Annotated in this window: 29 protein-coding genes; 5 read left to right on the top strand and 24 right to left on the bottom strand. The window is 64.6% G+C overall.

Annotated elements, in window-relative coordinates:
* Positions 1-26: 26 nt before the first annotated feature.
* Positions 27-179: a hypothetical protein gene (locus BPRO_RS29450; protein WP_157045738.1), complete on the top strand. Its 153-nt coding sequence runs from the start codon at positions 27-29 to the stop codon at positions 177-179.
* An 82-nt stretch (positions 180-261) separates the two neighbouring features.
* Complete coding sequence (locus tag BPRO_RS05880; RefSeq protein ID WP_011482142.1) at positions 262-456, top strand: YgaP family membrane protein; 195 nt, start codon at positions 262-264, stop codon at positions 454-456.
* 97 nt (positions 457-553) lie between these two features.
* Here BPRO_RS05880 and BPRO_RS05875 read toward each other — a convergent pair whose 3' ends face one another.
* The 7 genes from BPRO_RS05875 to BPRO_RS29445 all read right to left on the bottom strand — a co-directional run bounded on the left by BPRO_RS05875 (position 554) and on the right by BPRO_RS29445 (position 7,198).
* The gene (locus tag BPRO_RS05875; protein ID WP_011482141.1) at positions 554-1,348 is read right to left on the bottom strand and encodes a class II glutamine amidotransferase; all 795 of its coding nucleotides are present in this window, start codon (positions 1,346-1,348) and stop codon (positions 554-556) included.
* A gap of 10 nt (positions 1,349-1,358) precedes the next feature.
* Positions 1,359-2,732, bottom strand: a complete 1,374-nt coding sequence (locus BPRO_RS05870; RefSeq protein ID WP_011482140.1) for a (Fe-S)-binding protein — start codon at positions 2,730-2,732, stop codon at positions 1,359-1,361.
* Positions 2,729-3,406, bottom strand: a complete 678-nt coding sequence (locus tag BPRO_RS05865; RefSeq protein WP_011482139.1) for a hypothetical protein — start codon at positions 3,404-3,406, stop codon at positions 2,729-2,731. Before BPRO_RS05865 ends, BPRO_RS05870 begins: the two co-directional genes overlap by 4 nt.
* Positions 3,407-3,571: 165 nt before the next feature.
* Positions 3,572-4,297, bottom strand: coding sequence for an ABC transporter ATP-binding protein (locus tag BPRO_RS05860; RefSeq protein WP_011482138.1), 726 nt, complete (start codon positions 4,295-4,297; stop codon positions 3,572-3,574).
* A 1-nt stretch (position 4,298) separates the two neighbouring features.
* Positions 4,299-5,492 carry an ABC transporter permease gene (locus BPRO_RS05855; RefSeq protein WP_011482137.1) on the bottom strand — a complete coding sequence of 398 codons (1,194 nt, stop codon included), beginning with the start codon at positions 5,490-5,492 and terminating at the stop codon, positions 4,299-4,301.
* Positions 5,489-6,679 (bottom strand): efflux RND transporter periplasmic adaptor subunit, encoded by a 1,191-nt coding sequence (locus BPRO_RS05850; RefSeq protein ID WP_011482136.1) that lies wholly within the window; start codon positions 6,677-6,679, stop codon positions 5,489-5,491. Before BPRO_RS05850 ends, BPRO_RS05855 begins: the two co-directional genes overlap by 4 nt.
* 345 nt (positions 6,680-7,024) lie before the next feature.
* Positions 7,025-7,198 (bottom strand): hypothetical protein, encoded by a 174-nt coding sequence (locus BPRO_RS29445; RefSeq protein WP_198140986.1) that lies wholly within the window; start codon positions 7,196-7,198, stop codon positions 7,025-7,027.
* A gap of 270 nt (positions 7,199-7,468) precedes the next feature.
* Between BPRO_RS29445 and BPRO_RS05840 the strand changes: the two genes are divergently transcribed.
* Positions 7,469-8,770, top strand: coding sequence for an MgtC/SapB family protein (locus BPRO_RS05840; protein ID WP_011482134.1), 1,302 nt, complete (start codon positions 7,469-7,471; stop codon positions 8,768-8,770).
* Between the two features lie 12 nt (positions 8,771-8,782).
* Here the strand turns inward: BPRO_RS05840 and BPRO_RS05835 are convergent, their stop codons facing one another.
* The 17 genes from BPRO_RS05835 to hutC all read right to left on the bottom strand — a co-directional run bounded on the left by BPRO_RS05835 (position 8,783) and on the right by hutC (position 22,209).
* Positions 8,783-9,256 (bottom strand): hypothetical protein, encoded by a 474-nt coding sequence (locus BPRO_RS05835; protein WP_157045737.1) that lies wholly within the window; start codon positions 9,254-9,256, stop codon positions 8,783-8,785.
* Between the two features lie 101 nt (positions 9,257-9,357).
* The gene (locus BPRO_RS05830) at positions 9,358-10,404 is read right to left on the bottom strand and encodes a cytochrome D1 domain-containing protein (RefSeq protein WP_011482132.1); all 1,047 of its coding nucleotides are present in this window, start codon (positions 10,402-10,404) and stop codon (positions 9,358-9,360) included.
* Between the two features lie 73 nt (positions 10,405-10,477).
* Positions 10,478-10,966: an SRPBCC family protein gene (locus tag BPRO_RS05825; protein ID WP_011482131.1), complete on the bottom strand. Its 489-nt coding sequence runs from the start codon at positions 10,964-10,966 to the stop codon at positions 10,478-10,480.
* Positions 10,963-13,215: a heavy metal translocating P-type ATPase gene (locus BPRO_RS05820; RefSeq protein WP_232291543.1), complete on the bottom strand. Its 2,253-nt coding sequence runs from the start codon at positions 13,213-13,215 to the stop codon at positions 10,963-10,965. Before BPRO_RS05820 ends, BPRO_RS05825 begins: the two co-directional genes overlap by 4 nt.
* Before the next feature lie 337 nt (positions 13,216-13,552).
* Positions 13,553-13,792, bottom strand: a complete 240-nt coding sequence (locus tag BPRO_RS05815; RefSeq protein ID WP_011482129.1) for an SHOCT domain-containing protein — start codon at positions 13,790-13,792, stop codon at positions 13,553-13,555.
* Between the two features lie 23 nt (positions 13,793-13,815).
* Positions 13,816-14,466: a methyltransferase family protein gene (locus tag BPRO_RS05810; RefSeq protein WP_011482128.1), complete on the bottom strand. Its 651-nt coding sequence runs from the start codon at positions 14,464-14,466 to the stop codon at positions 13,816-13,818.
* Positions 14,463-14,753: a DUF2933 domain-containing protein gene (locus BPRO_RS28435; protein ID WP_011482127.1), complete on the bottom strand. Its 291-nt coding sequence runs from the start codon at positions 14,751-14,753 to the stop codon at positions 14,463-14,465. Before BPRO_RS28435 ends, BPRO_RS05810 begins: the two co-directional genes overlap by 4 nt.
* A 25-nt stretch (positions 14,754-14,778) precedes the next feature.
* Positions 14,779-15,057: a DUF5676 family membrane protein gene (locus BPRO_RS05800; protein ID WP_011482126.1), complete on the bottom strand. Its 279-nt coding sequence runs from the start codon at positions 15,055-15,057 to the stop codon at positions 14,779-14,781.
* A 10-nt stretch (positions 15,058-15,067) separates the two neighbouring features.
* Positions 15,068-15,541, bottom strand: a complete 474-nt coding sequence (locus BPRO_RS05795; RefSeq protein WP_011482125.1) for a hypothetical protein — start codon at positions 15,539-15,541, stop codon at positions 15,068-15,070.
* A gap of 74 nt (positions 15,542-15,615) precedes the next feature.
* Positions 15,616-15,966, bottom strand: a complete 351-nt coding sequence (locus BPRO_RS05790) for a chaperone modulator CbpM (protein WP_011482124.1) — start codon at positions 15,964-15,966, stop codon at positions 15,616-15,618.
* On the bottom strand, positions 15,963-16,877 hold the full coding sequence (locus tag BPRO_RS05785; RefSeq protein WP_011482123.1) for a DnaJ C-terminal domain-containing protein: 915 nt from the start codon (positions 16,875-16,877) through the stop codon (positions 15,963-15,965). Before BPRO_RS05785 ends, BPRO_RS05790 begins: the two co-directional genes overlap by 4 nt.
* Positions 16,878-16,890: 13 nt before the next feature.
* Positions 16,891-17,715 carry a fumarate/nitrate reduction transcriptional regulator Fnr gene (gene fnr / locus BPRO_RS05780; RefSeq protein WP_011482122.1) on the bottom strand — a complete coding sequence of 275 codons (825 nt, stop codon included), beginning with the start codon at positions 17,713-17,715 and terminating at the stop codon, positions 16,891-16,893.
* 25 nt (positions 17,716-17,740) lie between these two features.
* Positions 17,741-18,130 (bottom strand): response regulator, encoded by a 390-nt coding sequence (locus BPRO_RS05775; RefSeq protein WP_011482121.1) that lies wholly within the window; start codon positions 18,128-18,130, stop codon positions 17,741-17,743.
* Between the two features lie 199 nt (positions 18,131-18,329).
* The gene (locus tag BPRO_RS05770; RefSeq protein WP_011482120.1) at positions 18,330-19,169 is read right to left on the bottom strand and encodes a universal stress protein; all 840 of its coding nucleotides are present in this window, start codon (positions 19,167-19,169) and stop codon (positions 18,330-18,332) included.
* A 397-nt stretch (positions 19,170-19,566) separates the two neighbouring features.
* Positions 19,567-20,208 (bottom strand): response regulator, encoded by a 642-nt coding sequence (locus BPRO_RS05765; RefSeq protein WP_011482119.1) that lies wholly within the window; start codon positions 20,206-20,208, stop codon positions 19,567-19,569.
* Positions 20,209-20,527: 319 nt separating this feature from the next.
* Positions 20,528-21,367 carry an N-formylglutamate deformylase gene (gene hutG / locus BPRO_RS05760; protein ID WP_157045736.1) on the bottom strand — a complete coding sequence of 280 codons (840 nt, stop codon included), beginning with the start codon at positions 21,365-21,367 and terminating at the stop codon, positions 20,528-20,530.
* A gap of 131 nt (positions 21,368-21,498) precedes the next feature.
* Positions 21,499-22,209 carry a histidine utilization repressor gene (gene hutC / locus BPRO_RS05755; protein WP_011482117.1) on the bottom strand — a complete coding sequence of 237 codons (711 nt, stop codon included), beginning with the start codon at positions 22,207-22,209 and terminating at the stop codon, positions 21,499-21,501.
* 177 nt (positions 22,210-22,386) lie between these two features.
* Here hutC and hutU point away from each other — a divergent pair, with 177 nt between their 5' ends.
* Both hutU and BPRO_RS05745 read left to right on the top strand, forming a co-directional pair.
* Positions 22,387-24,105, top strand: a complete 1,719-nt coding sequence (gene hutU, locus BPRO_RS05750; protein WP_011482116.1) for a urocanate hydratase — start codon at positions 22,387-22,389, stop codon at positions 24,103-24,105.
* 3 nt (positions 24,106-24,108) lie between these two features.
* The gene (locus tag BPRO_RS05745; RefSeq protein WP_011482115.1) at positions 24,109-25,134 is read left to right on the top strand and encodes an ornithine cyclodeaminase family protein; all 1,026 of its coding nucleotides are present in this window, start codon (positions 24,109-24,111) and stop codon (positions 25,132-25,134) included.
* Positions 25,135-25,197: the final 63 nt, after the last annotated feature.

Raw genomic sequence — 25,197 nt, 5'->3', positions numbered from 1 at the left:
CTGCCGCCCGGCTCGCCGTCCTGTGGATGCCAGCAGCAACCATAGCCAGCGCCTTTGCCATCCTGATGCTGCTGCCGCTGTTCCTGATTCACCTCGGGTTTGCCAATGCCACGGCGCTGCTGGTCATCCTCGCGCTGACCTACTGGCCGTGGATGGGCTGCATGACAAAGCCTGGTTGATCTACATCAGTGAGGCGAAGGTCATGAAGGCTTAACCTGTCCCGTAAGCGCAATTGCGCTTCAACCTGAAAGGACAACGCAAATGAAAATCAATGAAGGCGTTATCGACCGCAGTCTGCGCGTCATCGCAGGGCTCGTCTTGATCGGCTTGGCTGCCACTGGAACAGTCGGGCTCTGGGGCTATATCGGCATCATCCCCCTGGTGACTGGTGCTGTTGGCATGTGCCCCCTATACAGCCTGCTGGGCATCAACAGCTGCCCCACGCCGCGCCGCTAAGGACCATTGAGGGCAATCTCAAAGTCCCGCCGGCCTCGCGCAGTCTTGATTCAACCCCATAGCCCGCCAGCGCAAACAAAGTCCGCGAACGGCCCGATCACGGTCCGCTGTCATCAAGCAGTCTTCCACCCGACACCACCACCACCAGTTCACCCTCTTCGAGCGGGCGCCATACCTCGCCCGTGAGCGGAACACTGGCCACGAGCACCATCTCCTGGAAGCCGGGTGCGACCGTCACCCCGCTGGCATGGACGGGCTCGCCGGGGTCCGTGCAGTGACACGACCAGAGACAAAGACCGGGCGGCGCGACACGGCCGGTGGTGGACTGGATACGTCGATGCCCGTGGGCGAACAGGATGTCGCCATCGGCGTAGAGGAAGTTGGCGGGCCCGAGCTTGCGCAGATCGGCGGCGAACTCCGCTATAACCGCGCGGCGTTCTGGGAGCGGAGGCGGCGATGCGCGGTTCCACAGGCCGTGAAGGCGCTCCAGCAGCGCGCAGAAGGCGTGTTCTGAGTCGGTCGTGCCGACGGGGCGGTAGCGATCGAACGCCAGGTTCCCGGCGCGCTCGATCCCCACCAGATTCCCGTTGTGGGCGAACACATGCATGCGGCCGGCAAGCTCGCGCGCAAAAGGCTGGGTATTTGACAGATTGAGCGCCCCGCGCGTGGCATGCCGGATGTGTGAGATGGCCAGCGCCGTGCTCGGGCCTTGCGACTGGAGGAAGCGCACGAGGGGACTGCCGCTCGCTGCCGTCGGTTCCCGAAACAGGGCCGCATCGTTGCCCTGATAGAACGCGACACCCCAACCGTCGCGGGTCGTGCTGCCGCCAGCGCTGTGGGCAGCCAGCGTCTGAAGCGAGAAGTTCAACTGCGTCGAGCGCCGGCCCGACATGGCGAGGAGCTCACACATCCGGGTCGGGGGATGGCTCGCGCACGGTAGCCGGTAGTCCTGGCAATTGGGCGACGACGAGCTCGACCAGGCTTTCAATGCGCATCCGCGACTGCCCGATTTCGGCGCCTTCCATGAAGTTGAGGCGGCAACTCGCGCACGACACCACGACCGTGTCGGCGCCGGTGGCATCGATTTGCGCCCGCTTGATTTCCCATGCCTTGTGCCGCAGCGGCGCTGCACGATTGATCAGGAAGGCCCCGGCTCCCCCGCCACAGCACCAGTTCAGCTCGGCCGTGGGCGTTGTTTCGCGGAAATCGACGCCCAGCGCGCGCAGCGCGACGCGGGGCTCGTCGATCACGCCGCCATGGCGCGCGAGCTTGCAGGCATCGTGATAGGTCAGCTTGCGGTTCGAATCGCCGGGCGAGAGTGCGAGGCGCCCCCCGCGGATCTCGCGTCCAACGAACTCGGCCGCCGCCAGCACCTCGAACGGCAGTGGCTTTCCATCGGCCAACTTCCCTTCCCAGCGCAGAGCCGGGTAGGCGTGGCCACATTCCGGAAGGATCAGGACCTTGGCGCCAATCACCAGCGCTTCGTCAATGAGCCGTTGGCTGGCCGCCTTCTGCAAGGCCTCGTTGCCGGCCAGCAGCCCGAAGTTGGCGGCCTCGAACCCGGCGCTGCGCAGCGTCCAGTCGACACCCAGATGATTGAGGATTCGTGCGGTCGCAGCCAACGCGTCCTGGAACAGCAGCACGTCGATCACGGTCGTGACCAGCAACACATCGGCCCGTGGCTCGTCGAGCGGCACGCGGATACCCTGCTCGCGCAGCGCCTTGACCACCTGCGCCAGTTCGGCCGGTCCGACCCCAAACACCGTTCCGCGACCGGCCTGCTCCTGGGCAACCGCCATCAGTTCCAGCGGCGCCAGGCCCGCTTCGGACAGCGCCTCGCGCATCACGTTGACGCCGCGGGCAATGTTGATGCCCATCGGGCAGACCATGCTACAACGGCCACACTCGGCGCAGGAGTCATAGACGAGTTCCTGCCATTCCTGCAGATCCTCCAGGCTGATGTCGCGCGTGAACCAGCGCACGATGGGGGCGAACGCCGAGCTTTCCCGCGCGTGCACGCGGCGCAGCAGGTCCAGCTTGCGGGTCGGCGTGTACTTCGGGTCCTGCGTGGACTGGTAAAAGTGGCAGGCCTCGGAACAGTAGCCGCAATTGACGCAAGCCTCGAGGTCGAGCGCCAGACCCCGGTCGGTCTTGCGCCGCATGACCGCTTTGGCCCGGGACACCCGCTCCTCGTCCGCGATGGGCTCGGGCTGGGCCATCTCGCCCAGATGCTCAATGGCCTCCTGGAACTGCTTGAATACGAGCATGTCAATCATGGCGGCACCCCGCGGCGGCCGAGGAATGTGGCCAGTTGCATGCGTGCAGGCAGAACCAGGAACGCATGCATCAGCTTGCCGAACGGAAACCAGGCCAGCAGCAATTCCAGGCTGAGCAGATGGATCGCCAGCGGGTCGCGATACACCGCGTTCCCCTGCGCCAGCAGGGCCGACGAGGGCTCGCCCACCACGGCCATACCGGTCACGAGCGGCAACATCATGACAGCCCAGGTCACCAGGTCGTCGGCGCGGGATATCTTCTTGAGGACGGGGTCGGTCAGCTTGAACATCAGCGCGAGCAGCAGCGACATGATGGTGGCCGCTGCCGCCACGTACATCACCATGTCCGGCAACGCCGGCCAGCTCAGACCGGTCAGGCGGCGAATGAATGCGATGTGCGGCGCGTAACCGAAAAAGACCAATGCCAAACCGATGTGAAAGACATAGGGGTTGAACGTCACCAGTGTGGCGCTCGCCCGGAATCCTTTGCGAGGCCACATGCGCGCAAGCGCCGCTCGCAACGCATCAGACCCGCTGAACGACTTGCGTACCGGGGCAGCCACAGGCGTGACCGGCAACCGGTACAGTGCATAAAATCGCCATGCCGCGCCCAGGACGAAGACCGTCAAGGCAGCATAAAGCAGGGGGCCCCGCGCCCAGTCCAGCAGGTCCATGCATTGCCTCCATGCGCACAGTTGAAAATAGAAGAGTACGTTGCCCACCCGCGGTCTATTTGATGCAGATCAAATGAAACGCTTCATGCAGCCACCTCGACAAGGTGTATTGCCTCACTTTGGGCGAGGCATTCCCCGCCATCAGGTAACTTTGCGGCAGCCTCACTACTGAAGCGCACGCCCCTGCCCCGCCTCCTCAACCGTCCGCCCGTCGCGGATGTTGTAAATGCGCTTGAAGGTGGGAATGATCTTTTCGTCGTGCGTAACGACGATGATGGCGGTCTGATACTGCGCCGCCATCTGGTTGAGGATGCGCATCACCGCCAGGGCCCGTTCACTGTCCAGTGGTGCGGTGGGTTCGTCGGCCAGGATCACCGGCGGGCGGTTAGCCAGGGCGCGGGCAATGGATACCCGCTGCTGCTCGCCGCCGGAGAGTTCTGACGGCAGGGCCTTCGCGCGATGCGCGACATCGAGTCCCTGCAACAGCTCCATGGCCCGCGCCCGCGCCTGCGCGTCGGGCTGCCCCGCCAGCATTGGCAGGAGTGCGACGTTGTCAGTGACGTCGAGGAACGGGATCAGGTACGGGGACTGGAAGACGAAACCAATGCGATCACGCCGCAATGCCGTGAGGTCGGTGATCTTCCATTCTTGGTCAAAGATGACTTCGCCGCCCAGCGTCATGCGGCCGCGCGTCGGCGTCGTAATCGCCCCCAGGCACTTGAGCAGCGTGGTCTTGCCCGACCCGCTGGGGCCGATCAGCCCGACCACTTCGCCGGGAGCCACGCTCATGTTGACGTCCTTCAGCGCATCAACGGCGGTCGTGCCGGTGCCATAGCGCTTGCTCAGCCCATCAATCCGGATGCCGACGGTGGCGGGTATGCTGGCAGCCACCTCAGCCACCAATCGCCGCAGCCGGATCGACCTTGAGCGCCACCCGGATCGCCAGCGTGCTGGCCAGTGCGCACACCACCATGGCGAGGAAGAAGCCGAGCACAGCATCCGACGTCTCGAGCAACACGTACTTCGGAAACAGTGGCGCCCACAGGCTGGCGGACAGCTTGCCAACGATGAAGCCGATTACCCCCAGCCCCAGCGCCTGTTGCAGGATCATGCTGGCGATGGTGCGGTCATGGGTGCCGATGAGCTTGAGCACGGCGATCTCGCGGATCTTGCCCAGCGTCATCGTGTAGATGATGAAGGCGACGATGGCCGCGCTGACCACCGCCAGGATCACCAGGAACATGCCGATCTGCCTGGCGGCGGTGGCAATCAGCTTGGCGATCAGCAGTTCTTCCATCTCGGTGCGCGAGTAAGCCTGCAGGTGTTTCCAGCGCCGGATGGTTTGCACCAGCGCTTCGGGAGAGTGGCCATCGGCCATGCGCACCAGCACGGCGTTGACGTTGTGGCTGCTGGCTTGGGAGGCGGTGACGGCCTCCAGCAAACCGGGCACACCGGGGCGGTTGAAAGCCGGATTGGCAGCGGTGCGCTCGCGCTCGCTGACGATGGCGTCGTTGTCCTTCAGGAACTGCGCTTCCTGCGCGTCCTTCAGCGGGATGAACACCATCGGGTCGCCACCGGAAGACACCATGCGCCGGGTCAGTCCCACCACCGTGTATTCGTGGCGGCGGATGCGGATGCGCTCGTCGAGCGCGAAGCCGGTCTTCACGTCGGCCACGGCTTCATAGTGGCTGCGGGTGATCCGCCGGCCCGCCATCAGGTAGCCGGGCTCACCCGGCTGGCCGGGCTCGAAGCCGACCACCATGGCGCGCACGTCACCGGCGCTGCCGCGCACCTGCATGGTCAGGTAAGTGACATTTGCGGCCTGCTCGACGCCGGGCAGGCCGCGCACGCTGCGATAGGCGTCGTCACGCAGGCTGGACGACTCCGCGTAGGGCCCCTGCGTGTCCTTCTGTACCACCCACAGGTCGGCACCGCTGTTGGCGAGCAGCACCTTGGCGTCGTCCACCATGCCGCGGTAAACCCCGGCAAAGGTCAGTGTGACGCCGATCAGCAACCCCAACCCAAAGCCCGTGAGAACGAACTTTCCCCAAGCGTGCAGGATGTCGCGGCCGGCCAGGCTGATCACTTTGCAGCCTCGACCAGCGAGGGCACGACCTTGATTCGACTGCCGGCCTCCAGTTCGCGCCCGCTGTAGACCACCACCTCGTTGCCGGCCTTCAGGCCATCGATGATCTGCACCATGCCGTCCGGGCCTTCAGCGCCCGTCTTGACGCTGACGAAGCGCAGCTTGCCATCGTCATGCAGCCACACCCCCGCCCGGGCGCCACGCTGGCGCAGCGCCGCATTGGGGATCAACAACGCGTCGCGCACGGGAGGCAGTCGGACGATAACCTCGGCCATTTCGCCGGTCGACACGCCAGCAGGCAGCCTCTCGAACGTCACCCGCGCAATCCGCTCCTCGGTGACGCTGTCGCTGACGAGCTCAAGCCGCACTACCTTGCCAGGCACGCTCCCTTGCGCGCTGGACCGCAGCGTGATTTCGGCGGGCAGCCCCTCATGCAATCCCGCGGATCGACTCTGGTCCAGCCGCGTCGTTACCCACAGGCTGGCGGGGTCGATCAGCTTGAGTACCGCCTGACCCGCCACGACTGTGGAGCCCGGCTCCGCATCGCGTGATGTCACCACCCCGTCAATCGGTGCCTCCAGGCGGATATTCCCGCGTTGCTGTCGCGCCCCCTCACGCTCGGCCTCCAGACGGCTCACGTCCTGCCGGGCGCTCGTCTGAACCGATCGGGCGGCGACCAGCTGGGCATCGGCCGATTGTTGTTGCTGCAGCTTGCCCTCCACGACGCTCGGGCTAATGAAGTTCTGTTTTCCGAGGTCGATGTAGCGCCGCGCCTCACCGGCGGCCAAGGCCTGGCGGCTCTGCGCATCGCGCACCTGGGCCTGCGCTGTCGCCACCGCACTTTGGGCGCGGGCCGCCGCCGCAGCCGACGAGCCAACCCGCGCATCCAGATCCACCGGATCCATTTCTGCCAGCAACTGGCCGGCCCTCACCCTGTCGCCCACGTCGACCAGCACGCGCTTGACCCGACCGGCTGTGGTCGGCCCAATGAGATACGCGCGTCTCGCCTCGACCGTGCCAATGCCGAACAGCGACGGCGCCACCGTCCCCGTGGCCACCTGGGTCACAGTCACCTTGATCGGCGCGAGCGGCCCACTTGCCGTGGCCACCCAGCCGAAGGCCAGTAGCACCGCCACCCCGGCAGCTGTCAACCAGACCCATCTGGGCAAGGTGAAGGGCAGCCTCATTGTGTTTCTCTCAATCGTTGCACCACAGACGATATCGCCAGCCGGACCGGCTGCGATGGGGACTTGTCCAGCCGTTCACGCATGATTCGAACGCGCCTCTGAAATCTGTCGTCGCCTGGCAGTTGCAGGGTTCGTTGGGAAGGCGTCAGTTCAGTCATGGTTGAGGCTCGTCGTCCTGAAGACCAAGACATCTGGAAAAAGCATACAGGGACGAAGCGGCAGACGCTTGATCTGAATCAAGCGAAGAGTTCATGCGGTTTCATGCTCGCCCTCCCTCAATTTCTGGAGGGGAAATTCACCATACGGGTAAAACGCATAGCGCAGTCTGTGCGGTAATCCGGTTTGTCATTTCAACTGGACGTCGGTCACGTCATGCACCGCCACCTCGATGGAAATCCCCTGTCCCACGCTCTGGGTGACGGTGCAAAACTGCTCGAACTGCTCGAACTGGTCGAGCGCAAGATCGAGGTGTTGCACCTGGTCAGCGTGCACCTGGGTGGCGTAGCTGTCGTTGGCCATGCACGGGCTGCGTCTCGTCCCGCTGCGTGCGGGCCGTCCATGATGGTCTGAATCTCCGCGCCGCGTGCGGGATGCTTCTCTCGCCTCCATGACGTCCACCGGCGCGTTGGCGCATCGGCGGCAGGCAGGCGAGCATTGCTGGCGGCGCGCCTGCTGAGACCCCCCGGTTGATGAACGCCACCATGGCGCGTTCGTGGGCACACCAAGGGCTGCCGATTGCCCCGGATCAGGTCTGATTTGCGCAATTTGACTGACAATACCGTTTCCACAATGACCAACGGGATCCTTCCCCTGGAACTTTTTTCCGCCTCCATCACGTCCACCGTGTCAGCGCTGGCCGCGGCACTGGCCGCCGGCGCTGTGGTCGGCCTTGAGCGCGGCTGGCGCGAGCGCGAGCGCGCCGAAGGCAGCCGCGTTGCGGGACTGCGGACGTTCTCGCTGTTTGGCCTGCTGGGTGGCGTGCTCGGCGTCCTGAGCGAGACCCTGGGCCCGTGGCCATTGGCCATGGGGCTCGCCGGCCTGTCCCTCCTGGGGGCAGTGTCCTATCGCGAGAACGTTCGTGCCCATGGCAGCCTGAGCGCAACCACCGCCATCGCCGCGCTGCTGACGTACTCGCTCGGTGCGCTGGCCGGCACAGGCCATCCCGCCATCGCGGTCGGCACGGCAGTCGTCATCGCGGTGCTGCTCGATCTCAAGCCCACGCTGCACCGCTGGCTGCGACTCATGGAACACAGCGAACTCAGCGCGGCGCTGCAGCTGCTCGTGCTGTCGGTCGTCATCCTGCCGCTGCTGCCGGACGCCGGCTACGGCCCCTATGCCGCGCTGAACCCTTATCGTCTGTGGTGGGCGGTGGTCCTGATTGCCGGCATGTCCCTGTGCGGCCATGTCGCCATGCGGTTCACCGGCCCCCAGCGCGGCATCTTCTGGACCGGCTTGCTCGGGGGCCTGGCCTCCTCGACCGCAGCCACGCTCATGCTCGCCCGGCGTGCCCGGGCGGAACCGGCGCTCACCGATGCCGCGGCGGCCGGCACTTTGGCCGCCTGCGGCATGATGTTCCTGCGCATGACGGTGATCGTGTTCACGCTTCAGCCTGCGCTCGGGCGGCCGCTCGGGGTTCCCATGGTGGCTGCAGGCGCCGCCCTTCTCGGCCTGGCCGCGTGGCAGCGAAAGCGCGGCACGTCTGGCGCTGTCGCGTCGGAGGGCGATCCTATCGCGCCCTTCGGCCTGAGCACAGCGCTCGGCTTCGGCGCGTTTCTCGGCCTGATGGCGGTCCTGACCCAGGCCAGCCAGGCGTGGCTGGGCAACCCCGGCCTGTATGCGCTGGCCACACTGTCGGGGCTGGCCGATGTCGACGCCATCATCATCAGCGTGATGAAAATGCAGGCGGCAGGCAGCCTGGCAGTGACCACCACCGTGGTCGCCGTGGGCCTCGCGACCGCGGCCAACATGGTGGCGAAGGCCTGCATTGCCGCGGTGATCGGCGGGATGCCGCTCGGTCGCCCTGTCGCCGCCGGTTATGGCCTGTCGATTGCTGCCGGCTCGGTGGCCGCAGCCCTCATGACGCTGGGGTAAGCGAGCCGGGGTTCAAAATTGCCAGCGGAAAACGCGTGGCGCAGCTTCGCCCTGGCGCGCCAGCTTCAGCTCGATCGCATTGGGCCAGGGCGCGGTCATGGCGAACTCGAGCAGGCCCTCACGATGATGTCCGCCGGGGGCCGCGCCAGTCCAGGCCAGCGGCCTGATCTCCCGGCCATCGGCTGTGACCAGCGTTGCGGTGTTCACGAGGTCATCATTGAGGTCGCTGCTGTGGGTGTCGAGCACGACGGCGAATTGCCAGCGCGCGTTATCGGCGCCGACCACCCTGGGGGTGACCTTCACCGTCACACCTTGCTGGACCGATGTCTGGGTGGCGGCCTGCGCACCATCCTGCGCATGCACGCTGAACGTCGCCGCCATCAGGGGCAGCAAAAGCAGCAGGACGAGCAGCTTCTTCGCGGGAAGGCGACGCCATGCCAAAGAGGCGATTGCCGTGTTGGTTGCCATGTTGATCCCCTTGTTCATGAATGATCTGATACTAAAGACGCCGGGCGCCAGCCGGCTTGACATGCATCAAGCCACGCCAGCGTCCACGGCGCGGAGACAGGCGTCAGGGCCTCAGGGCCTCAGGGCGCCACGCTGATCCCGTTGGGCCCCTTGCCCACGCGAACCGTTGCAACGACCTTGCGGTCCTTCACGTCAAGCACGGACACTGAATTGGCCCAGGTATTCGTGACGTAGGCATAGCGGCCGTCACGGTCTATCACCACGCCATGGGCGCCGGCGCCGGTCTCGACGGTCTTCGCGACGGTCAGGCTCTGGAGGTCGATCATGCTGAGGGTCTTGCCGGGCTTCTGGCGCGTGCCCTGATTGGCCACCAGCAACGTGCGGGAGTCCGGCGTCGCGTAGAGCTGAATGGGAACCGCACCCACCACTATCTTGCGGGTGACCTTGCGCGCGACCGGGTCGATGACGGCGACCGCATTTTCTTCCGACAGCGAGACGAAGGCGAGACGACCGTCCGGCGTGAAACCGACCTGGGCCGGACCCTTGCCTACCGGAATTCTCAGCATCTCCAACTTGCTGGTGGTATCAATCACCGACACCGTTCCGTCCTTCAGGTTGGCAACGTAGGCCTGACTGCCATCCGGGCTGATTCGAATACCGTGCGGATACTCGCCCACCGGAATCGTCTCCACCACCCGCCGCGCCGCGGTATCCACCACACTCACCGTGTTGTCGCCCCCGTTGGTCACATAGGCGAAGCGGCCGTCCGGCGTCAGCACGACGTGGGCCGGGTGCAGGCCCACCGGCACCTTCGCAACGACCGTATCGCTGCGCGTGTCTATGGCCCAGACGGCCCCGGCCTTCACCATCGCATCGTGTGCGCCCGGGTCCATGCCCTGGTGCGCCGGGGCGTCGGCCGCCCGGCCGGGTTCGCCATTGTTGGTCACCCAAACGGTCTGGCCATCGGGCGACACCTGCACGTTATGCGGCATCCTGCCAACGCGCACGCTTGCCACCACCCTGAACGACGCGGCATCCAGCACACTGATCGTGTCAGCCCGCTCGTTCGCCACATACACCTTGTCGGCGGCCGGCGCAGCGCTCGCCCAAACCAGCAGCCCGGCCTGCAGCACCGCCAACCACCACAGATTCTTTCTTGCGACCATGATCTCCCCTGGTTAAGACCAAACCAACACCGATACTCTGCGCGGCACAGCCCCTGCAGTCCTGCGCCGTTCCTCAAAAAACATTCGCCGGATCCCTGACCATGCGCGTCACGCACCAGTCCGCGTAAACAGTGCCCAGCAGTCTGCCGAGCCAGCGTCCGGGCAAACCGGACGGAAGGTTGTAGTCGATCCAGACGCGCAGCTGGGTCTTCCCTTCCCTGGGCGCCAGTTCAAAACCCATCCGGTACGGGCCGATCAGCAGCAAGTGCGGTTCGCCCCGGGTTTCCCAGGTTTTCAGGACAGGGGGTTTGTAGTCTCTCACCACCTCTTCAACGCTTAGCGCAATGCCCAAGACCCGTCCTTCCATGCGTATCCATGAGCCGACGGCCTGGCCCTGCTGACTGTCGGTCGTGATTTTCATGATTGCGCCAGCCATCATCAGCGACGGCTTTTCCATGTGCGCCGCCAGCCGCCTGTGATCATCCAGAAAGGCAAACAGGTCCTGGGGGCTGGCCGCAATACCGGCTGTTGCCTCCCGATGGAACTGAAAACGTGGACTCACAACCGGCTCCGCCGCAGGCGCAGCGCGTTGCCGATCACCGACACCGAGCTGAAGCTCATGGCCAGCGCGGCGATCATCGGCGACAGCAGCCAGCCGGTCAGCGGGTACAGCACACCGGCAGCGATGGGAATGCCCGCCGCGTTGTACAGGAAGGCGAACATCAGGTTCTGCTTCATGTTGCCCACCGTGGCTTCCGACAGCGAACGCGCGATGGCGATCCCGCGCAAATCACCCTTGACCAGCGTGACCTGCGCGCTGTTCATCGCCACGTCGGTGCCGGTGCCCATGGCCACACCGACATCCGCCTGGGCCAGCGCGGGCGCATCGTTGATGCCGTCCCCGGCCATCGCCACCACGCGGCCTTCCTTCTGCAGGCGCTCGACCAGCCGCAATTTGTCGGCCGGCTTGACCTCGCCATGCACCTCGTCAATACCCAGGCGCGCGCCGACAGATTTGGCCGTGGTCAGGCCGTCGCCGGTCGCCATCACGATACGCAGGCCGGCCGCTTTCAGCGTTGCCAGCGCCTCGGGCGTGCTGGACTTGATCGGATCGGAAACAGCCAGCAGACCGATCAGGCGTCCATCGGCGGCCAAGTGCATCACGCTGGCGCCTTCTGCCCGCAGGGCCTCGGCCTGCGGCATCAGGCTATCAACCGGGATGCCCATCTGCTGCATCAGGGTGGTATTGCCGAGCGCCAGTTGATGCCCTGCCACCTGTCCGCGCACGCCGATGCCGGAGCCGGATTCAAAGTTTTCCACCTTGTCCAACGTCATGCCACGCTCGCGGGCCGCAGCCACGATGGCGTCCGCCAGCGGGTGCTCGCTGCCCTGATCCAGGCTCGCCGCGAGGCGCAACACCTCGTCGGCTTCAAACCCTGGGGCCGGAATGGCGCGGTCGAACCGCGGGCGTCCCTCGGTCAGGGTGCCGGTCTTGTCGATGATGAGCGTGTCGATCTTGCGCAGGTTCTCGATGGCCGCCGCATCGCGGAACAGCACGCCCCGCGTCGCGCCAAGACCCGTGGCCACCATGATGGACATCGGCGTGGCCAGACCCAGGGCGCACGGACAGGCGATGATCAACACCGCGACGGCGTTGATCAGGCCGAAGACCCAGCGCGGCTCGGGCCCGAACAGCCCCCAGCCGAAGAACGTCAGCAGTGCAACCGCCACCACGGAGACCACAAAATAGCCGGCCACCACGTCGGCCATGCGCTGCATCGGGGCTTTTGAGCGCTGGGCCTGCGCGACCAGCTGGACGATTTGCGCCAGCATGGTGGCCGCGCCCACCCGCTCAGACCGCATCACCATGGCCCCACTGGTGTTGAGCGTTGCGCCGATGACCTTGTCACCGACACGCTTGGTGACCGGCATCGGCTCGCCGGTAAGCATCGACTCGTCCACCGAACTGCCGCCTTCGACCACCACGCCATCGACAGGCACTTTCTCGCCGGGTCGAACGCGCAACATGTCGCCCACATGGACGTGATTCAAAGGCACATCCTCCTCGCTCCCGTCGGCCCGGATGCGCCGGGCGGTCTTGGGTGCCAGCCCGAGCAGGGACCTGATCGCGGCCGAGGTTTGCGAGCGGGCCTTGAGCTCCAGCACCTGGCCCAGCAACGTCAGCGAGATGATCACGGCAGCCGCTTCAAAATACACGGCGACCCGCCCCATGGACACGAACGAGGCCGGAAACACCTGGGGTGCGACGGTCGCGACCACGCTGTAGACGAAGGCGGCACCGGTGCCCAGGCCGATCAACGTCCACATGTTGGGGCTGCGATTCACCACCGACTGCCAGCCACGCTGGAAGAACGGCCAGCCGGCCCACAGCACGATAGGCAGGGACAGGACCAACTCGAGCCAGCTTTGCGTAGCCATGTCAAACCAGTTCAGCCTGTGGCCAAACATCGCCATCAGCGTCACGACCCCGGTCAGCGGCAGCGTCCACCAGAAGCGCCGCTGGAAATCGACCAGCTCCGCATTCTCGCCATCTTCGAGCTCGGGCAGCAGGGGTTCGAGCGTCATGCCGCACTTGGGGCAATTGCCGGGATGGTCCTGGCGTATCTCCGAATGCATCGGGCAGGTGTAAATCGTGCCGGCGGGCGCTGCCGACTCTGGCGCAAGCGCCGGCTCCGGGGTGACGAATCGCCCCGGGTCTGCACCGAACTTGTTCTTGCAATGCGCGCTGCAGAAGTAATAGCGCCGGCCTTCATGCTCGTGCCAATGCGCGGACCGTTCGGTAACAGGCATGCCGCAAACCGGGTCTTTCAGGGACGTTGATTCAGCGGCCCCAGCGCCATGCGCATGGGGCATGACGGGGTGCCCGCTGTCTGCCGTTTCAGGCTGCATGGGTTCTGGCGAACGTAAGGATGGCGTGTGAGGGTTCATGTCTATGCCTGAGCCTGAAATTCACGGCATTGCCTGCTGGTACTTCGACGCAGAGGTATCGGAACAAAATGAAAGTGATGGATTCGAGCCCAGGCCTAGGCGCAAACCGCAGACATAGCCGTAGCTATGGCGAGGATTTGCAACGACGGCATGGGTTCGAAGGCGCGCTTTCATGTTTCGATATTTCTGGGTCGGAGTACTAGCTATCCTGATCCAGAATCACCTTGCGTTTTTCGTATTCCTCCGCGCTGATTTCGCCGTTCGCCAGGCGGCGGCGCAACACCTCGTGGGGCGTCTCACGCGGTGGCTCCCGGTATCCGGGGGGGCTCCCCCGATCCCGGAAGACCAGGGCGATCACCACGGCAATCACCGCCGCAATCCAGAAAAACCACCACAGGGCGTGCATGCCCATCATGTAGCCGTAAGGGACGTAAGACATAGGGATCCTTTGGTTGCCACAGGCTAGCCTGCGCTTGAAACATGACCCCAGCGGGGGAGGAACCGGGGTGTGCGCCGGGCGTAGCGTTCATAGGCGTCGCCGAATTGCGCACGCATTTCCGCTTCTTCAGTGATCGCCAGACGCCCGTACATGGCGAGCAGAATCGGAAACATCACCAGCGTGAGCACGGTAGGCCACTGAAACAGAAAGCCCAGCATGATCAACACAAAGGCAAGGTACTGTGGATGTCGGATCCGCGCGTACGGGCCGGTGGTCGCCAGTGCGCCGCTACGCTGGGCGTGGTAGAGCACGTTCCACGCGCTGGACAGCAGCCAGAAGCCGCCGCCGAGGAAGACATAGCTGGCGATGTGCAGCGGTCCGAAGTGCGGATCACCTTTGGCGCCCAGCAGCGTCGACCACAGGTGACCGGTGTCATGGGACAGGATGTCCAGCCCCGGATACCGGGTCTGGAGCCACCCCGACAGCAAGTAAAGGGTCAGCGGGAATCCGTACATCTCGACAAACAGGGCCACGATGAAGGCGGAGAATGCCCCGAAGCTTCGCCAGTCGCGCGCCGTGGCCGGCTTGAAGAAGCTGAAGGCAAACAGGATGAAGACGGCCGAGTTGAGGATGACCAGCAGCCACAGCCCGTAGGCCGGTTGATCGTGGCTCATGATGGTTCTCCCGGGTCTGGCTGATCCGGCCGGCCTGGCCTTCCCGGCCCGGCTCCGGGCCGGTGATCGCCATGGTGATGGCCATGCCCGTGATGCATGAAGAGGTGCATCAGCGGGCAGGCCAGCAGCAGCAAATACGGCAGCGCCCCGAACACGTGGGCACGGTGTTCTCTGAGCAGGAAATACGCGGCAATGGCGCCCAGCACGAGCAGGCCGAGGGCGTAGCGCGAACGCCAGAAGCCCCCGGGCTCAACGTCATGCCGGTCAAGGTTCTGGTCGTGGTTCATTTGTTTCTCCGGAAATGCAAGGCGATCAACGCGTCAGGCGGTTGAGCACCCAGGCGAAGAATGCCCCGGCAAGCAGGGCCCACGCGCCGAGCACGAAAAGCACCACCAGGAATCCGGCCCAGGCGAATGGCCGCTGTTGCACCAGCGGGCTGAAGTCCATGCCGTGGAACAGGTTGTTCATGAGCCCCAGGAACGGGCCGGGTGCCAGCGCCCAGGCCAGTGCGCACAGGGCATAAAACACCCCGACGGTGATGGCCAGCGCAATGCCCGTGCGAAGGGGCGGCAGGGTTGTCGGGTTCATCATGAGAGCGCCTTCATTTGGTAGCCGGTGGGGGCTGGCGATCCATCATCATCTGCATCATGGACTGCATCATGTCCATGCGCTTTTCCATCATCTGCTGGCGCTCGTTCATGGTGCCCGTCATGGGTTTGCCGCCCTGCATGCCGCCCATGGGGCCCATGCCTGGGCCGCCCATCATGTTCATCATCGCCATGCCATCCTGCATGGTTTTCATGTGCTCGGCCATCAGCGCATTGCGCTCTTCCGGCGTCTTGGCGTTGGCCATTTTTTCGCGCATCTCGCGCATGACTTTCATCTGGCGGTCCATGGCGGCCATGCGATCGGCACTGGCTGGCCCGGGGGCAGGACCTGCCTGCCCGGCCGGAGGCTGGCCAGCCGCGACAACAATCGGGTGATGCTGCGCGTGTTCCGCGGCGGTTTGGGCCCAGGAGCCCATGGCGGCTGCAGCCAGGGCGATGCCCAGTACGGTTTGATGAAGAGATGACATGGTTAACTCCAATCGTGAAAGTCAAGGTGAACAAGCAACAGCCCCGGGTGGCGACAGGCCGGCCCGGCTCAATCTCATGTGTCTGCGCCCTCCCCGGTGGACAGCTCATACCCGGGCAACTGGGCCTGCAGCGACTGCACCTGGCGCTCCAGCGCCTCAATGCGATTGAGGTAACCGAAGAGCAGCGCCACGGTAAACAGGTCCAGGTCGAAGTCCAGTCGCAGCCTGCCGACGCTGCGCAGCGGCATGACGTATTCGGCGCTGAAGAGGCGCTCCGCCCGGTGCTGCTCCAGCGGCTGCAGCGCGCCGTATTCCACCAGTTCGTCAAGTTCGGCCGCGCTCAGACCGCAGGCCCGGGACAAGTCGGAGACGGTCACGGTTTCGCGGGCGTCCAGCCAGGTGTATTCAAGCGGCTGTGGTTTCATGTCGGTTCTCCTTGACCACGACGGCGTGGGTTGAAGTGCGAGGTGCGCGCCAGTTCCTGGAACAGCTCGCGCTCCCGCCCGGTCAGGGTGGCGGGCACGTCAACATGCGTGACGGCATACAGATGACCGCGCCCGCTGCGGCCGTTGGCCAGGCCGCGCCCGCGCAGGCGCAGCTTGCGCCCCGAGCGCGTGCCCGGCGGCACCGTGAGCATCACCGGCTCGTCCAGCGTGGGCACTTCCACGTCAGCGCCCAGCGCCGCCTCCCACGGCGCAAGCGCCAGATCGAAGTACAGGTCGTGGTGGTCGGCGCGAAACACCGGATGCGGTACCAGCGTAATGTGCAAATAGATATCGCCGTCGGCGCCGCCATGGCTGCCCTTGCCACCCTTGCCGCGCAAGCGCAGCTTCTGGCCTTCACTCACCCCCGGCGGAATGGTGACTTCCAGGGTACGCGAGCCGCCCGCCTCGTGCGCCAGATCCAGGTTGAGCCGGGTGCCCCGGTGCGCCTCTTCCAGGCTGATGCGCACGACCGTCTCATAGTCGCGCCCATGCATGGGCACCGGGCCGTGCCGCGAACCACGGTGCCCGCGGCCCAGCGCGGCCAGCAGGTCGGCCAGGTCGATGTCCTCGAACGACTGCCCGTCCGAGGCGTACTCATGGCTCCACTGCGGTGGCGGCGCAAACTCTTCACCGGCCGGGCGGCGACCGAGCTCGTCGTACGCGGCGCGCTTCTCGGGGTCCTTCAGCGTCGCGTAGGCCTCGGCCACCTCCTTGAACCGGGCTTCGGTATCGGGCGCCTTGGAGACGTCCGGGTGGTGCTGGCGCGCCAGCTTGCGGTAGGCCTTCTTGATCTGTTCGGTGTCGGCGTCCCGTGGCACACCCAGCGCGGCGTAATAGTCCTTGTATTTCATACCGATGCAGCCTTCAGTGCAGGTGCATCTCGAAGACCCGCGTCAGGCCGTCCAGGTTGACGATGCGGATGTGGCGCTTGTCGACTTCAAGCAAACCCTGCTGCTGGAAGGCCGAGAATGTGCGGCTGACGGTTTCCAGTTTCATGCCCAGGTAGCTACCGATTTCGGCGCGCGTCATCCTCAGGTGAAATTCGCTGGCCGAGTAGCCGCGGGCCTTCAGGCGCTGCGACAGGTTCAGCAGAAACGCCGCCAGCCGTTCCTCGGCGTTCATGCTGCCCAGCAACAGCATCAGGCTGTGTTCCCGGATGATCTCGCGGCTCATCAGGCGACTGACCATGTTCTGCATGCTGGCGTTGCCGGTGGCCAGCCGGGTCAGTTGCGCATAGGGAATGACGCAGACCTCGGTATCCTCCAGCGCCGTAGCGGTGCTGGCATGCTTGCCATAGGCCACGCCGTCCAGGCCAATCAGCTCACCGGCCATGTGGAAGCCACTGATCTGCTCGCGGCCGTCGGCCAGCATCAGGCTGGACTTGAAGGTGCCGCTGCGCACGGCATACATGAATTGAAAGTGGTCGCCCTCGTCAAAGAGCGTCTGGCCGGCCTTGACCTTGCGACGCCCGAACGTCAGGCTGTCCAGGCACTCCACGTCGCCGTCTGTCATGCCGCAGGGCAGGCACAGATCGCACAGGTGGCAGCTGGAGCAGGGTGTCCCCAAAGGCGCGACCTGCGCATCCCCCATGGCCTGTCGAATCGGAATGACCCGCAGGTCGCTGGCGGGTGTTTCCTGCGTACGCTCTTGTGTGCGCTCCTGTGTGCGTATGAGTGTGGCGGTTGACATGATTTTCCCCTTGATGAGACGGCCGTCAATGCGCAGGGTGTTGCGATGCTCTCGCAACAGCCTGGGCAAGTTGATCGGATTCGGTGCTTTTGTCGAGGAAGCGGGCAGCGCCCTCCCGCAGGTAGCGCTTGCGGTAGGCCGGGCCCGCGTTGTTGCTGAAGACGACGAAAGCGATTTCGGGCGCGGCCTGACGCACGGCGCGCAATACCTGCAGGCCCGAACCACCGTCCAGCTGGACGTCGAGCACCACCACATCGGGCGCCGTGGCCAGAATGCCGTCGATTGATCCCTGCGGCGTCTCAGCCTGACCGACGATGGTCATCTCATTGACGCCGAGCATCGCGGCCACACGACTGCGGATCAGGGCCGAGTCGTCGGCCAGAAAAACCCTGACGGGAACTTGGAGATCAGACATACAGCCACTATGCGCGCGCGCCTATCGTTGCGATATCGGTGATAGCTGAATCCACCCCTCGGAATAATCCGGATCAGCGGCATCCACAGCACCGAGACCGCCTAGGAATCGTCCGAGTGCCAAGCACGCTTTCCCCAAATCCGGGTTCCCAGAGTGGCCATCCGGAACCCTGTGACCCAAGGGCGGGTTGCGCTGGCGGTCAGTGCGCCATCAGCACCGGCAGGGTCATGGACTGCAAAACCGCCCGCGAGGTGCCGCCCAGCAGCCACTCGCGCGCCCGGCTATGGCCGTAGCAGCCCATCACCAGCAGGTCGGCTTCCAGGTCGAAGGCGCTTGACAACAGCAACTCGCCCAGCCTTTCCGGCTCATCCCCCTGGCGGTGCCAGGTCGCCTCAACGCCATGGCGCTTCAAATAGCCAGCCAGATCCAGCGAAACGCCACCGACGACAGGCTCATCGGCTGACCAGTTGACCACATGAACACGCTGCGCACTCTGCAGCAGGGGCATGGCTGCGGTGACAGCACGCGCCGCCTCGCGCGTCGTCTTCCAGGCAATCACCACCGTCTCGCCGACCGTCGGCGGCACCACGGCGTAGGGCAGGATCAGGGCCGGCCTGCCGCTGATCGCCATCGCGGTTTCCGCGAAATCGGGCGGCACGTCCGAGGACTCGATATCCGAAGGGTCGTGCTGGCCCAACACCAGCAGGTCGGCATACAGCGCCTGCTGGGCGAAGGCACCCGTCACAGGGTAGTCGATCACTTCGCCCCAGGAGACCGGTACGCCGGTCGAGGCCAGCGCACGATCGAAGGTGGCGCGCGCCCCGGCCAGCCGCTCGTCGTCAAGCTCGCGCAAGGTGACGGCGACACCGGGGCCGATGGTGGGCGCAAATGGCGGCATCACGAAGCTGGGTGTGACCGCATAGAGCGCGGCCACCGCGGCACCGTGCCGCCGCGCAAGCTGGCGTGCGAACTCCAGGCGAGGCGCAGCGCGCCGTGATGCATCAAAGTGAACCAGTATTTGCATCAGGGAGGATTTCATGGAAGCACTCCATCGAGAGATTGCAGTCCGTCTACGTTAATCCGCCGGGCTCCCCCACCCCTTGACAATCATCAACCCAATCTCATCTGGCCGGGAGACAGGGGCCGCCTTGCTGCAGCGCACAAAACATCCGGAGAGCACAAATCCGTGGAGGCCCTGGACAGGCTCAAAGAGACTTTGCGCCACGAACGGCGATGGCCCGTGACGCGCATCGGGCAGCCGTCGCCCACCACCATCCATCTCCCTTCCTTTACCTTCCTTTACCTTCCTTTACCTTCCTTTACCTTCCTCTACCTCCCTCGATCTCCATCTCGTAGCCGGAAATACCACCCCGCAGATTTCAGTTGCCAGTCTCCCGCCCCCGCCTGGCGGGCAACCACCTATTGGAACTTCACAATTACTCCAACTGATCGGTCAGGCCATGTTTGAGTGCATAGCGGATCAGCTCGCTCTGGTTGTGCAAGCCCATCTTGTGCATCAGGTTGACCTTGTGCGTGCTGACCGTTTTGACCGAGAGATGGAGCTGGGCCGCGATATCGGTCAGGGTCATGCCGTCGACCACCAGGCGAAACACCTCGAATTCGCGGTTGGACAGACAGTCGTGCCTGGGCGCCTCGCTGCCCGGCATGGCACCCAGAGCCAGTTGCTCGGCCACTTCCGCGCTGATGAAGGCGCCGCCGGCGGCGATCTTGCGGATGGCCTCCTCCAGTTGCGCGGGGGCGCTCTCCTTGGTCAGGTAACCGCTGGCGCCGGACTTGATGGCGCGCACGGCGTACTGCAGCTCCTGGTGCATGCTCAGCACCAGGATGCGCAGCTTGGGCTTCTCGGCACGGACCAGCTTGATCAACTCCATGCCGCTGCGCCCCGGCATGGACAGGTCCAGCATCAGCACGTCGAAGGCCAGTTCGCGCACCCGCTGCATGGCCTCGGCGCCATTGGCGGCTTCGCCCGCCACCTCCATGTCGTCGGCCGAGGAAATGATGCGTTTGAGACCTTCGCGCACGATCGCGTGGTCATCCACAATGACGATCCTGATCAATGAACTGCTCCCCGGGTTGCCGCCACCGTCAAAGTCACCACCATCGCAAACACCACGGAGCGCAGCGGCAAGGCGCGTCCGTTGGCAACGGTTGGCTGGAGACAAAGGCACGGTTGTTTCCTTCGGCGTGATGGCCTGATCTTACCGTCAGGGTGCCACGCGGCGGCATCGCGCTGCCGTTCCACATGCATTTGACGTGGATCCAGCCGAGGCCGAGACCCTCCACCAAGCTTCAGGTGATTTCAGCAGAAAAGAGAAAACTGCACCAACCCATTCCTGTCGCTACCGATGGTTCCGCGCTCCCGAAAAAAGCCGTGCTTCACTCTTCATGGCAGCTTCGGCAGGACGAAAGCGCGCTGGAGAGCATGTTTTTCAACAAGGGCTGGATGCGGGAAGCCAGCGCCGCGTCGTAGGCAAAGGGCGGCACTTCTTGCATGTACAGGCGCTGGCACATCTCCAGCTGCACGGCGTGCACATCGCTGGACGGCTGGCCATAGTGGCGCGTGATGTAGCCGCCCTTGAAGCGGCCGTTGACGGCTGTCGTGATGCCGGAAAGCGCAGCGCAGGCCTGCGCGACCGATGCGGTAATGGCTTCATGGGCGCTGGCGCCGTCGGCCGTTCCGATGTTGAGGTCGGGCAGCGTGCCATCAAACAGCCAGGGAATCTGCGAGCGGATGCTGTGCGCGTCCCACAGCAACGCATAGCCGTGCCGGGCCTTGAGACGCGCCAGCTCGGCGGCCAGGGCCGCATGGTAGGGCTGCCAATAGGCCTCGCGCCGCCTTGCGCGCTCATCCGGGGTGGGCTCGCAACCGGGCTGGTAGAGCGGCGCACCCGAGAAAAACCGGGTGGGGCAAAGTTCGGTATTGGACGCACCGGGGTACATCGGGGCGTCATCCGGCGGGCGGTTGAGGTCAATCACATAGCGTGAATAGTGCGGCGTCAACACGCTGGCGCCGATTTCCGGCAGGAAGCTGTAAAGCGTCTGCAGGTGCCAGTCGGTGTCTTCCACTTTCAGCGCCTCGGGCATGTAGGCCGCCTGCAGCTCCGGCGGAATGGCCGTGCCGATGTGCGGCATGCTCACCAACAGGGGAACCGTGCCGCGCCGCAAGGTATAGGCCGGGTTCTGCTCTTCCTGCCCGCCCTGATTCATCTCGCTCATCCCGCTGACTCCATTCATCTGATTCACTCCATTCATCTCACTGACTCCATTGATCATTGATACTGACAAGGTCACTCGCCCCGCTCATTTCACTGCTTCCTCAAATACAGTTTGACGCCGCGGCGGCGGTCTCATGCCTGGAACTTTCCGGCAAAGCTGTAGCGCGAACCGGGGTACACCAGCCGTGCCACGCTGGCAATGTGGGCGCCGCTCACGGTGCGGCGCATCATCGCCAGACAGGCTTCGCCTGGCTTGATATCGAGGTGCCTGGCCTCCAGTGCTGTCGGCAGGCAGGCCTCGATCGAATAGCTGGCTTCGGTGAGCGGCGCTTCTTCCAGCAGGTGGTAGGTGGGCGTGGTCTGCGTGAAGTCGGTCTTCAGGTAGTTGGGTGCCGCCGCCGGGTTGACATAGCGGTCTTCGTACTGGATGGGCACACCGTTTTCCAGATGAATCAATATGGTGTGGAACACACGCCCGCCCGTGCGCAGGCCCAGGGTGCGCGCCACGTCGGCGCTGGCTTTTTCGGACTCCGCCCGCAACACCCGCGAGCTATGGGTGTGGCCCCGCTCAATGACTTCCTCATGAATATCACGAATGGTCAGCGTGGAAGAAATGCGGTGCAGCTCAGCCACAAAGGTTCCCGAGCCCTGGATTCGCGTGACCAGGCCCTCGCCCATCAGCTCGCGCAGCGCACGGTTGACCGTCATGCGGCTGACGCCAAATTGCGCCATCAGCACGGCCTCGCTGGGCACCGGATCACCGGGCCTCCAGGTGCCGGCACTGATGCGCGTTTTGATGAATGCCTTGACCTGCCCATAAGCAGGCAGCGGAGTGGTTGCCATTTTTATGCCGAAGTAAGAAAAAACAATTGGCGCCCTCTAAAAGGCGCTGTCGCAGGCCGTAGATTACTCCAGTTGACACAAGTTGTATAGACAACTACGATTTAACCAACCAAAGCCTGAAGCCCGAGCCCGAAGCCGCGCCAAAGTTTTTTCTTTTTGTTACATGGAGCCTGTCTCATGTCGGATCTCATGCCGGATCTTTCCAACACCCCCTTCCAGGACAGCCAGGCCCGACCGGTCCGCGCGCCCCGGGGAAGCGCCCTCACCTGCGCCAACTGGCAGATCGAAGCGGCTTACCGCATGATCCAGAACAACCTGGACCCGGAAGTCGCGGAAAACCCCGACGAGCTGGTGGTGTACGGCGGCATTGGCAAGGCGGCGCGCAACTGGCCGGCGTTTGACGCCATCCTGGACTCGCTGCGCAAGCTCAAGGCCGACGAGACACTGCTGGTGCAGTCCGGCAAGCCGGTCGGCGTGTTCCGCACCCATGCGGGCGCGCCGCGCGTGCTGATCGCCAATTCCAACCTGGTGCCCAAATGGGCCACCTGGGAACACTTCAATGAACTCGACCGCGCCGGCCTCATGATGTACGGCCAGATGACGGCCGGCAGCTGGATCTACATCGGCACGCAGGGCATCGTGCAGGGCACGTACGAGACCTTTGTGGAAGCGGGCCGCCAGCACTTCAATGGCGACCTGGCGGGCCGCTGGGTGCTGACGGCGGGGTTGGGGGGCATGGGTGGCGCGCAGCCGCTGGCGGCGACCTTTGCCGGCGCCTGCTCCCTCAACATCGAATGCCAGCAGTCGCGCATCGACTTTCGCTTGAGGACGCGCTACGTCGACAAGCAAGCCGCCAGCCTCGACGAAGCGCTGGAGATGATCCAGCACCACACGTCGCGCAAGGAGGCCGTCTCCATCGCGCTGTGCGGCAATGCGGCCGAGATCGTGCCGGAACTGGTCAGGCGCGCGCAGGCCGGCGGCATCCGCCCCGACATCGTGACCGACCAGACCTCGGCCCACGACATCATCAATGGCTACCTGCCGGCGGGCTGGACGGTGGCCCGATGGCAGGCCGCGCAAAAGGACCCGGCGCAGCATGCCGCGCTGACAAAAGCGGCCGGCGAGTCCTGCGCGGTGCACGTCAAGGCCATGCTGGCTTTCCATGAAATGGGCATTCCCACCGTGGACTACGGCAACAACCTGCGCCAGGTCGCCAAGGACTTCGGCGTGGCCAATGCCTTTGACTACCCCGGTTTTGTGCCCGCCTACATCCGGCCGCTGTTTTGCCGCGGTGTCGGGCCCTTCCGCTGGGTGGCGCTGTCGGGCGATCCGGAGGACATTCGCAAGACCGATGCGAAGATGAAGGAACTGTTCCCCGACAACACGCCCCTGCACCGCTGGCTTGACATGGCCGAAGAGCGCATCAGCTTCCAGGGCCTGCCGGCGCGCATTTGCTGGATTGGCCTGGGCGAACGCCATAGGGCGGGCCTGGCTTTCAACGAGATGGTGAAAAGCGGCGAGCTGAAGGCGCCCATCGTCATCGGCCGCGACCACCTCGACAGCGGCTCCGTCGCTTCGCCGAACCGTGAAACCGAGGCGATGCAGGACGGCAGCGATGCCGTGAGCGACTGGCCGCTGCTCAATGCCCTGCTCAACACGGCCAGCGGCGCCACCTGGGTCAGCCTGCACCATGGCGGCGGCGTGGGCATGGGTTACTCGCAGCACGCGGGCGTGGTCATTGTGTGTGACGGTACCCTTGAGGCGGCTGAACGCATCGAACGCGTGCTGTTCAATGACCCGGCCACCGGCGTCATGCGCCATGCGGATGCGGGCTATGAGATCGCCCGCCAGAGCGCCCGAGACAACCACCTGAACCTGCCCATGATGGGAGCCTGAAACATGTCCGACCATAACGTTGACGATACGGCCGAAATCTACCTGACCTATCTGAACCACCCTGACGTGCAGGCATTGGCCCTGACCGATGCCGAAATCATTGGCGCCGTGGAGCAGGCGCTGCATGCGCAAGGCCTGCAGCAAACCACCATCGAGCCGCGCATGCACCTGGTGCCGGAAAAGGATTACCCGGGCCACTTCAATGTGCTGCGCGGCTACATCCGCCCGCTGGGCCTGGCCGGCGTGAAAGTGGTGGGCGACTTTTACCGCAACTATGAAATCGGCCTGCCGTCGGAGCTGGCGGTGCTCAACCTGTTCAACCCGAAAAACGGCTCGCCGATCGCCATCATCGACGCCTCCGACATCACCGACATGCGCACCGGCGCCATCACCGCGCTGGGCGCAAAACACCTGGCGCGCAAGGACTCCAAGGTGCTGGGCCACATCGGCGCACGCGGCACGTCTTACTGGAACGTCCGCCTGCTCGACTCGATCTACCACTTTGACGAAATCCGCGTTCACTCGCGCCGGCCCGACAGCCGCAATGCCTTTGCCGCGCGGCTTGAAAAAGACCTGGGCAAGAAAATCACGGTGACGCAAGACTGGGAGTCCTGCGTGCGCGGGGCCGACATCGTGGTGGAGGCTTCGCGGCTGGAAAAACCCGAGCCCCTGCTCAAGACCGAATGGATCAAGAAGGGCGCCTGCGTGATTCCCTACGGCACCATGAGCGCGGTGGAGCTGTCGCTCACCGACATCATGGACAAGATGGTGATGGACGACTGGGGCCAGGCCAAGGCCGGGCCTTTTGGCGCCCTGCGCGCCCATGTGGACAGCGGCAAGCTGTCGGAAAAAACCCTGCATGCCGAACTGGGGCAAATCGTTGCGGGCCTCAAACCCGGCCGCCAGAGCGATGAGGAGACCAATCTCTTCTGGCACCGCGGCCTGTCGCTGTCGGACATCGCCCTCGGCGCGTTCATGCTGGAAAAGGCCAAGCGGATGAACCTCGGGCAACAGCTGCGCTTTCGCTGAATTCCAAAGCGCCCACAACATCCACAACACCGGCATCCCAACATACCGTCACGCCGCCACGCC

This window comes from Polaromonas sp. JS666 (assembly GCF_000013865.1).
Lineage (GTDB): Bacteria > Pseudomonadota > Gammaproteobacteria > Burkholderiales > Burkholderiaceae_C > Polaromonas.
This window is presented reverse-complemented; position numbering and strand designations above follow the sequence as displayed.

What these genes read in the sequence shown, in the direction of transcription:
- BPRO_RS05820 (WP_232291543.1), bottom strand. Translation starts at nt 13,215, where the DNA reads ATGCCTGTTACCGAACGGTCCGCGCATTGGCACGAGCATGAAGGCCGG.
- BPRO_RS05830 (WP_011482132.1), bottom strand. Translation starts at nt 10,404, where the DNA reads ATGGTCGCAAGAAAGAATCTGTGGTGGTTGGCGGTGCTGCAGGCCGGG.
- BPRO_RS05840 (WP_011482134.1), top strand. Translation starts at nt 7,469, where the DNA reads ATGACCAACGGGATCCTTCCCCTGGAACTTTTTTCCGCCTCCATCACG.
- BPRO_RS05800 (WP_011482126.1), bottom strand. Translation starts at nt 15,057, where the DNA reads ATGATGAACCCGACAACCCTGCCGCCCCTTCGCACGGGCATTGCGCTG.
- hutG (WP_157045736.1), bottom strand. Translation starts at nt 21,367, where the DNA reads ATGAGCGAGATGAATCAGGGCGGGCAGGAAGAGCAGAACCCGGCCTAT.
- BPRO_RS05870 (WP_011482140.1), bottom strand. Translation starts at nt 2,732, where the DNA reads ATGATTGACATGCTCGTATTCAAGCAGTTCCAGGAGGCCATTGAGCAT.
- BPRO_RS05795 (WP_011482125.1), bottom strand. Translation starts at nt 15,541, where the DNA reads ATGTCATCTCTTCATCAAACCGTACTGGGCATCGCCCTGGCTGCAGCC.
- BPRO_RS29445 (WP_198140986.1), bottom strand. Translation starts at nt 7,198, where the DNA reads ATGGCCAACGACAGCTACGCCACCCAGGTGCACGCTGACCAGGTGCAA.
- BPRO_RS05875 (WP_011482141.1), bottom strand. Translation starts at nt 1,348, where the DNA reads ATGTCGGGCCGGCGCTCGACGCAGTTGAACTTCTCGCTTCAGACGCTG.
- hutC (WP_011482117.1), bottom strand. Translation starts at nt 22,209, where the DNA reads ATGGCAACCACTCCGCTGCCTGCTTATGGGCAGGTCAAGGCATTCATC.
- BPRO_RS05865 (WP_011482139.1), bottom strand. Translation starts at nt 3,406, where the DNA reads ATGGACCTGCTGGACTGGGCGCGGGGCCCCCTGCTTTATGCTGCCTTG.
- fnr (WP_011482122.1), bottom strand. Translation starts at nt 17,715, where the DNA reads ATGTCAACCGCCACACTCATACGCACACAGGAGCGCACACAAGAGCGT.
- BPRO_RS05815 (WP_011482129.1), bottom strand. Translation starts at nt 13,792, where the DNA reads ATGTCTTACGTCCCTTACGGCTACATGATGGGCATGCACGCCCTGTGG.
- BPRO_RS05850 (WP_011482136.1), bottom strand. Translation starts at nt 6,679, where the DNA reads ATGAGGCTGCCCTTCACCTTGCCCAGATGGGTCTGGTTGACAGCTGCC.
- BPRO_RS05810 (WP_011482128.1), bottom strand. Translation starts at nt 14,466, where the DNA reads ATGAGCCACGATCAACCGGCCTACGGGCTGTGGCTGCTGGTCATCCTC.
- BPRO_RS05775 (WP_011482121.1), bottom strand. Translation starts at nt 18,130, where the DNA reads ATGTCTGATCTCCAAGTTCCCGTCAGGGTTTTTCTGGCCGACGACTCG.
- hutU (WP_011482116.1), top strand. Translation starts at nt 22,387, where the DNA reads ATGTCGGATCTCATGCCGGATCTTTCCAACACCCCCTTCCAGGACAGC.
- BPRO_RS05785 (WP_011482123.1), bottom strand. Translation starts at nt 16,877, where the DNA reads ATGAAATACAAGGACTATTACGCCGCGCTGGGTGTGCCACGGGACGCC.
- BPRO_RS29450 (WP_157045738.1), top strand. Translation starts at nt 27, where the DNA reads ATGCCAGCAGCAACCATAGCCAGCGCCTTTGCCATCCTGATGCTGCTG.
- BPRO_RS05835 (WP_157045737.1), bottom strand. Translation starts at nt 9,256, where the DNA reads ATGAACAAGGGGATCAACATGGCAACCAACACGGCAATCGCCTCTTTG.
- BPRO_RS05770 (WP_011482120.1), bottom strand. Translation starts at nt 19,169, where the DNA reads ATGAAATCCTCCCTGATGCAAATACTGGTTCACTTTGATGCATCACGG.
- BPRO_RS28435 (WP_011482127.1), bottom strand. Translation starts at nt 14,753, where the DNA reads ATGAACCACGACCAGAACCTTGACCGGCATGACGTTGAGCCCGGGGGC.
- BPRO_RS05790 (WP_011482124.1), bottom strand. Translation starts at nt 15,966, where the DNA reads ATGAAACCACAGCCGCTTGAATACACCTGGCTGGACGCCCGCGAAACC.
- BPRO_RS05745 (WP_011482115.1), top strand. Translation starts at nt 24,109, where the DNA reads ATGTCCGACCATAACGTTGACGATACGGCCGAAATCTACCTGACCTAT.
- BPRO_RS05880 (WP_011482142.1), top strand. Translation starts at nt 262, where the DNA reads ATGAAAATCAATGAAGGCGTTATCGACCGCAGTCTGCGCGTCATCGCA.